General features: G+C 71.2%; 8 protein-coding genes and 1 tRNA gene. 4 read left to right on the forward strand and 5 right to left on the reverse strand.

The genetic code is table 11. The features are described from left to right. Positions 1–30 precede the first annotated feature (30 nt). Entirely contained in the window at positions 31–804 is a 774-nt protein-coding gene (locus VGB14_18830; protein ID HEX9994988.1) for a hypothetical protein, read from the forward strand. Positions 805–814: 10 nt separating this feature from the next. On the opposite strand, the gene VGB14_18835 is transcribed toward VGB14_18830, so the two are convergent. From VGB14_18835 to VGB14_18850, 4 genes are all read right to left on the reverse strand, one after another. Beyond that, on the reverse strand, positions 815–1,453 hold the full coding sequence (locus tag VGB14_18835; protein ID HEX9994989.1) for a hypothetical protein: 639 nt from the start codon (positions 1,451–1,453) through the stop codon (positions 815–817). 47 nt (positions 1,454–1,500) lie between these two features. Continuing rightward, on the reverse strand, positions 1,501–2,112 hold the full coding sequence (locus tag VGB14_18840; protein HEX9994990.1) for an RNA-binding domain-containing protein: 612 nt from the start codon (positions 2,110–2,112) through the stop codon (positions 1,501–1,503). Then, a complete protein-coding gene (locus tag VGB14_18845; protein ID HEX9994991.1) occupies positions 2,099–2,548 on the reverse strand; it encodes a tyrosine-type recombinase/integrase in 450 nt (149 codons plus the stop codon). Before VGB14_18845 ends, VGB14_18840 begins: the two co-directional genes overlap by 14 nt. Before the next feature lie 175 nt (positions 2,549–2,723). Next, positions 2,724–2,799, reverse strand: a tRNA-Gly gene (locus VGB14_18850). 138 nt (positions 2,800–2,937) lie between these two features. Between VGB14_18850 and VGB14_18855 the strand changes: the two genes are divergently transcribed. Genes VGB14_18855 through VGB14_18865 form a run of 3 tightly spaced genes read left to right on the forward strand, consistent with a single transcriptional unit; the run spans position 2,938 to position 5,478 of the window. Further along, on the forward strand, positions 2,938–3,717 hold the full coding sequence (locus VGB14_18855) for an ABC-2 family transporter protein (protein HEX9994992.1): 780 nt from the start codon (positions 2,938–2,940) through the stop codon (positions 3,715–3,717). Next, positions 3,710–4,519, forward strand: coding sequence for an ABC-2 family transporter protein (locus VGB14_18860; protein HEX9994993.1), 810 nt, complete (start codon positions 3,710–3,712; stop codon positions 4,517–4,519). The genes VGB14_18855 and VGB14_18860 overlap by 8 nt, the downstream gene beginning before the upstream one ends. 2 nt (positions 4,520–4,521) lie before the next feature. After that, the gene (locus VGB14_18865) at positions 4,522–5,478 is read left to right on the forward strand and encodes an ATP-binding cassette domain-containing protein (protein HEX9994994.1); all 957 of its coding nucleotides are present in this window, start codon (positions 4,522–4,524) and stop codon (positions 5,476–5,478) included. Between the two features lie 7 nt (positions 5,479–5,485). Here VGB14_18865 and VGB14_18870 read toward each other — a convergent pair. Beyond that, positions 5,486–6,563: hypothetical protein (locus VGB14_18870; GenBank protein HEX9994995.1), on the reverse strand; the 1,078-nt coding region annotated here is incomplete at its 5' end.

Consider the following 6,563-nt stretch of genomic DNA (forward strand, 5'->3'; position numbering starts at 1 on the left):
CGCCGCCGAACATCGAGAGCACGGACCGTGATGCCTGATGTGACAGCGTGGGATCCGACCGACTGGGCTGCTGCTGGCACCGTCGCGTATGCAGCCATTGCACTCGTTGCGGCGATCTTCGTGTACTTCCAGGTTCGCGAGGCACGGCGAGCGCGGGAGGAGCAAGCTCGCCCGTTCGTTGTTGTGGACATCCAGCCGAGCACGGTCTGGTGGAACGTCCTCAACTTGGTTGTTGAGAACGTCGGCACAACGGTCGCCCACGACGTCCGAATCCACTTCACCCCCGCGCCTGCATCCTCGAGGGCTGGGTACGACCTCGCCCACTCCAGCCTCTTGAGCGATGGGATTCCGACGCTGCCACCGCGCAGGCGCATCGAGGCTCTCTTCGACGTCGCCAGCGAGCGCAAGGACTCTGGCCTTCCGAATCGATATGACGTTGAAGTTCGCTTCCGTGACTATCGCCGCCGCGAGCAAGAACCGCTCCGATTCGTCATCGACTTCTCATATCTGTACGGGTTGCAGCGGATCGAGAAGTATGGGGTGCACCACGCGGCCAAAGCCCTCCGAGAGATCGAGCGTGTGCTCAAGAGCTCTCGGCGAGGAGGTCGCCTGGCGATTTGGGTCCGGAGCGAAGACGCCGACATCGAGGCTGACCGAATCGAGGAGGCGATGACCGGCCACTACCCGAGTCTGGGTCGCAAGTCGCCACCCGAACTCGTCCTTTGGCTTGGGCGAAGCGTGCTCGTCAGATCGCTCGTTCGATGGTGCAGGTCCGTTCGCACGCGGATCCGGCCCGGCGCGTAGGCATTGCGGTCTATCTGCCCTCGATTAGCTCCAGTTGATGCTCGGCGAGTTGGTCCTTCGACGGCTGCCAACCGAAGCGAGCGAACAACTCGAACGCCAAGTCGACTGCCGCCTGACGTACATCGGCCACCAAGGCCTCGCGAGGCATGACAACCGTCCGTGTGAACTCCGGCACGCGGGAGCGATAGGGCTCGAAGAACTCAGCGCGATTGGACTGACCCACCACGAGGCCGCGTCCCTCCAGACCGCGGAGGGTTGCCTCGATTGTCATGACGTCGGAACCTGCGTCCGATAGCGCCAGCCGCGCAGCGAACTCAGTGACTTCTGTGAGGTAGTAGAGGATCTCCCACACCTCGATGGCGCCTGAGAACCCGACCGGGACACGGGTCGCCTCCCGGCCCTCGCGCCAGTCCGCACTCACGGCTCGCAGATGGCCGAACTGCCCACTAGTCCACATCCGCCAGGCTTCGTAGTGCGAGACCATGTCTGCGTCGATGTCCTGTCCGACCCAGTCGTGGCCACCGGTCAACTGCTGGCGATCATCGACAAATGGGACTGGCCACCCGCGGAACCGCACAGCGGCCTTCCGTACGATGTGTTCGAGTTCGCTGTAATGCACTCGATCGGCGACAAAGTCGGCTGGGCGCACGAAGACCTCCCAGTGCGCTCGGGAACGGATCTTGTGTGCTAGCGCGGTCACCACGTGTCCTTCCGCTGCTCGCGAAAGGGGGCACTTGCGTCCGGCTCGGGGGTGGTGGTGAGCCGAACGCCAGCGCGTTCGGCGCGCTCCACGAACGCCCGCAGTGCCTTTTCAGTCGCAAGGTCAAGCAGGTCGCGCATCTCGGTGGCGCTCGGGACCTCTGCGGTCTCCGGCACCTTCCTGGTGCGGACGTAACAGGCGCCAGCGCGGAGAACGCCGGGGAAGTCCTTCTTGCACAAGACGGGCACGTCCGCGAATTCGTGAACTTGGATGGCCGCGACGATCGCTCCAGAAGACAACGTTCGGTCGGCGATGTCGAACCGAAGAGGCGGATCCGCGTACTCGGCAAGCTTTCGCGCGACATCGTCGTACTCGAGCCAGCTCGCCAGGTGGTCCCGCTGCAGTCCCGGACCGAGAGCCGCGACATTCGTATCGTCGATGCCGACGATGACGTGACCACCATCACGGAGGTTCGCCATACTCAGCATCGCTCGCGCGACCTTCGCGAAGAAGGGCAGGTCTGATCGGATCCCAGGTCCCTTGACCTCAAGGCCCCGGAGCTCGTACCCGGGAGAGAGGGCGGCCTCGATCTCGTCAGCTGCGAGCATCAGCGCCCACGCTGGCTGCCTCGTCCATGACCCTCGCGAGTACGTCGGCCGCAACCTTGTCGCCCGTCTCGACGAAGTGGCTGTACACGTTGAGCGTGGTCGAAGGACGAGCATGACCGAGCCGGCCCGCGACGACGGGTACGGGCACGCCAGCGGTCAACATCGTCGTGGCCATAAAGTGGCGCAGGTCGTGGAGACGCACGTCGTTCAGCCCGGCCTTCCGCCGCCACTTGCCCCAGCGTGAGGTCACGCCGTCGGGGCGCCATGGCGTCGACCCGTCGGGCTCGTATGAGAAGACGAACGACGTGAATGCGAGTTCGACTCCGCAGAGATCGGCGCGCTCCTCCATCCGCTTGCGGTGGCGCACGAGCGAATCGATCGTGCCGGCGTCGAGACTCAGCCGGTAGATCCGGTCGGTCTTGGTGCTCTTGATCACTTGCCGGTCACCGGATCGCGTCCGGCGAACACGCGCAGCTGCCAGGCGTCGCCGCGCTGGCGCATCGAGCCCTGCATGCCGACCACCGTACGACCGGTGGATGGACAAGGGATGGACACTTGCCCGGACAGCAGAAGAGGCGCTGCTTGCGCAGCGCCTCTCATCAGGTACTTCGTGGAGCGGACGACGGGATTCGAACCCGCGACCCTCACCTTGGCAAGGTGATGCTCTACCAACTGAGCCACGTCCGCGTGGGGTACCGAAGATAGCGGCTCGGCGACCGGTTTGCGAACGGCCCCCGCACCCCTCCGCGGCTAACGTCGGCGTCGCCGCGCGCACCCCCCGTCCCGCTGCCGGGACGGGGCCCACGCGCGCGTCCGGGGGTGGTGATGCGACTCGACGTCGAGGTGGCGAGGCGGTCGTTCCGGCGGCACGCGGCCTACCGCGCGGCGACGGCGGCCGGGGTCTTCACCAACACCGTCTTCGGCTTCATCGACGCCTACATCCTCATCGCCGTCTACCAGGGCCGCAGCGCCATCAACGGCCTCACCCTCTCCGGCGCCCTCACCTACGCCTTCGTCAAGCAGGGCTCGCTCATGTTCATCGGCGTGTTCTCGCCGCTGGAGCTCGGCGAGCGGGTGCGCACCGGCGACGTCGTCACCGACCTGTACCGCCCCGTCGACGTCCACCGCTGGTGGGCGGCCGACGAGGCCGGCCGGGCCCTGTTCCACCTGCTCGCCCGGGGCCTCCCGCCCGTCGCCCTCGGCGCGCTCGTCTTCGACCTCGACCTGCCGGCGTCGGCCACCCGGTGGGCCGGGTTCGTGCTGTCCGCCGTCCTCGCCGTCGCCGTCGGCTTCCAGCTGCGGTTCCTCGTCTCGCTGAGCGCCTTCTGGTTCCTCGACCAGCGGGGCATGCACAACCTGAACATGGTGATGACGGGGTTCGTCAGCGGCGGCCTGTTCCCGCTGCCGCTGCTCCCCGACGCGCTGTTCCAGGTGGCCCGCCTGCTGCCCTGGGCGTGCCTGCTCCACCTCCCGATGGAGGTCTACCTGGGCCGGGGCCTGGCCGGCCCGCTGCTCGTCCAGGCGGCCTGGCTCGCCGTCCTCGTCGGCGGCGCGAGGGCGACGCTCGCCGCCGCCACCCGCAAGGTGGTGCTCCAGGGTGGCTGACGGCTCGCTCACCCGCGTCTACCCCGTCCTCCTGCGGGCCCGCGTCCGGTCCGACTGGCAGTACCGGGCGTCGTTCGTCATCTGGACCCTGACCTCGGCGGCGGCGACGTTCGCCGAGTTCGTCGCCGTCCTCGTGTTCTTCTCCAACGTCGACGAGCTGGCCGGCTGGTCGCTCGGCGAGACCGCCGTCCTCTACGGGATGGCCGGCACGTCGTTCGCTCTGGGCAACGCCTTCACCAGCCAGGTCGAGCGCATCTCGCTCCACGTGAAGGCGGGGACGTTCGACCGCTTCCTGCTCCGCCCGGTCGGCCCCTACCTCCTGCTCGCCGCCGACGAGTTCGCCTTCCGCCGGCTCGGGATGGTCGTCCAGTCGCTCGGCGTGCTCGGCGTCGCCGCCGTGGTGGCCGACGTCGGCTGGACCGCGCTCGACGCCGTCGTCGTGGTCGCCGCCATCGCCACCGGCACGGTGATCTTCGCCGCCATCTGGTGCCTCACGTCCTCGCTCGCCTTCTGGACCGTCGAGACCCAGGAGGTCGCCAGCGCCTTCACCTACGGCGGCGGCTATGCCACCCAGTACCCGGCCGACGTCTTCACCGGCTGGCTGCGCCGGCTCCTCCTCACGGTCGTGCCGCTCGGGTTCGTCGCCTACCTGCCCCTCGCCTGGGTCCTCGGCAAGGACCGGGCGCTCGGCGTCGACCCGGCCTGGGGGTTCGCCTCGCCGCTCGTCGCCGCCGTGCTCGTGGTCGTCGCCCGACTCGTCTGGCGGGCCGGCCTGCGCCACTACCGCAGCACCGGGAGCTGAGCGTGCCCGTCATCGAGCTCGAGGACGTGTCGAAGACGTTCGTCCGCCACACCAGGGTCGGTCGCGTGCGCCGCCGCCGGGAGGAGGTGCGCGCCGTCGACGGCATCACGCTGACCGTCGGCCAGGGCGACATCGTCGGCTACATCGGGCCCAACGGGGCCGGGAAGTCGACGACGATCAAGATGCTGACCGGCATCCTGTTCCCGTCGAGCGGGCGGGTCCGGGTCGCAGGGGTCGACCCGCAGCGGGAGCGGGTCGCCCTCGCCCGCCGGATCGGCGTGGTGTTCGGCCAGCGCACCCAGCTGTGGTGGGACCTGCCCCTCCTCGACTCCTTCGAGCTGCTCCGCTGGGTCTACCGGGTGCCCGAGGACCGCTACCGCAAGAACCTCGACGCGTTCGTCGACCTGCTCGACATGGCGCCGTTCCTCGACACGCCGGTGCGGCAGCTGTCCCTCGGGCAGCGCATGCGGGGCGACCTCGTCGCCGCCCTGCTCCACGACCCCGAGCTGCTGTTCCTCGACGAGCCGACCATCGGGCTCGACGTCGTCAGCAAGGCGAGGGTGCGCGACTTCCTCGTGCGGATCAACGCCGAGCGGGAGGTGACGATGGTGGTCACCACTCACGACCTCGCCGACGTCGAGCGGCTGTGCGACCGGCTCGTCGTCATCGACCACGGCCGGGTGGTGCACGACGACACCGTCGAGGGCATCAAGGACCTCTTCGGCGGGGCCCGCACCGTCGTCGTCGACCTGGAGGACGAGGCGCCGCCGCTCGACCTCGGCCTCCCCGGGGTGGTCGTCGAGCGGGTCGACGGCCCGCGCCAGTGGGTGACGTTCCCCCGCTCCGGGCCGTCGGCGGCGCAGGTGATCGCCGCCGTCGCCGGCGCCGCCCGGGTGCGCGACCTGACGGTGATCGAGCCGGCGATCGAGGACGTCGTCGCCCGGATCTACCGGGGCTGACCGGCCCTCAGCCCGGGCCGCCGATCCGCATCCGCACCCGCTGGGCGAGGCCCTGGGCGAGGTGGCGGTCGGGGATGAGGTCGATCAGCTCGTTGACGCCCGGGCCCTGGAACATCAGGGAGGCGACCCGGTTGTCCTGCCAGCCCTGCACGGCCAGCTGGGGGCCGAGCTCGATGCGGACGACGTCGGGCTTCCACAGCCGGTCGTTGACGAGGACCAGCCCCTTGGAGGTGAGCAGGCAGACTCCCGGCTCGCCCCGGAACCGGCCCTGGACGACGGCCTCGACCTGCTCGCCCTCGTCGAGGACGACGGTGGCGATGCCGATCGCCGTGCGGCCGGCCTTGCGGGCGTCCTTGCCCCACTGGGTGGCGACCGGCCCGAACCCGTGCGGGTCCGGGGCGGGCGGCGGGCCCGGCGGCGGGCCGTAGCCGGGCGCGGCCTGGCCGGGCGGCGGGCCGTACCCGGGCGGAGGACCGGGAGGCGGGCCGTAGCCGGGAGGCGCCTGGCCCGGCGGCGGGCCGTAGCCGGGCGGGGGGCCGTAGCCGGGGGGTGCCGGCGGGGGCGCGCCGTAGCCGGGCGGGGGGCCCTGGTTGGGCGGCGGTCCCTGGTGCGGCGGCGGGCCCCACCCGGGCGGCGGTCCGGGCGGGGGGCCGGGAGGGGCGGGCGGCGGTCCGGGCGGCGGGCCCCAGCCGCCGGAGGGCGGGCCGGGGGGCGGGCCGTAGGGGCCGCCGGGCGGGGGGCCGTACGGCGGCGGACCGCCGGGCGGGCCGGGCGGGCCGGGCGGGCCGGGCGGGGACCCGGGGCCGCCGAAGCCGGGGGGTGGGCCGCCGGGACCGGGCGGGGGCCCGGGTGGCGGGTAGCCGCCGGCGCCGGGCGGGGGGCCGGGGGGCGGGAAGCCGGGACCGGACGGCGGACCGCCGGGGCCGGACGGCGAACCGCCGGGACCGGACGGAGGGCCGCCGGCGCCGGGCGGGGGCGGGAGGCCGGGGCCGGACGTCGGGCCGCCGGCGTCGGGCGGCGGAGGGCCGCCGGGACCGGCCGGCGGCGGACCGGAAGGCCCGCCGTACGAGGGCGGCGGAGGCGGC

It is taken from the genome of Acidimicrobiales bacterium (assembly GCA_036399815.1).
In the GTDB taxonomy this organism is placed as follows: Bacteria; Actinomycetota; Acidimicrobiia; order Acidimicrobiales; family DASWMK01; genus DASWMK01.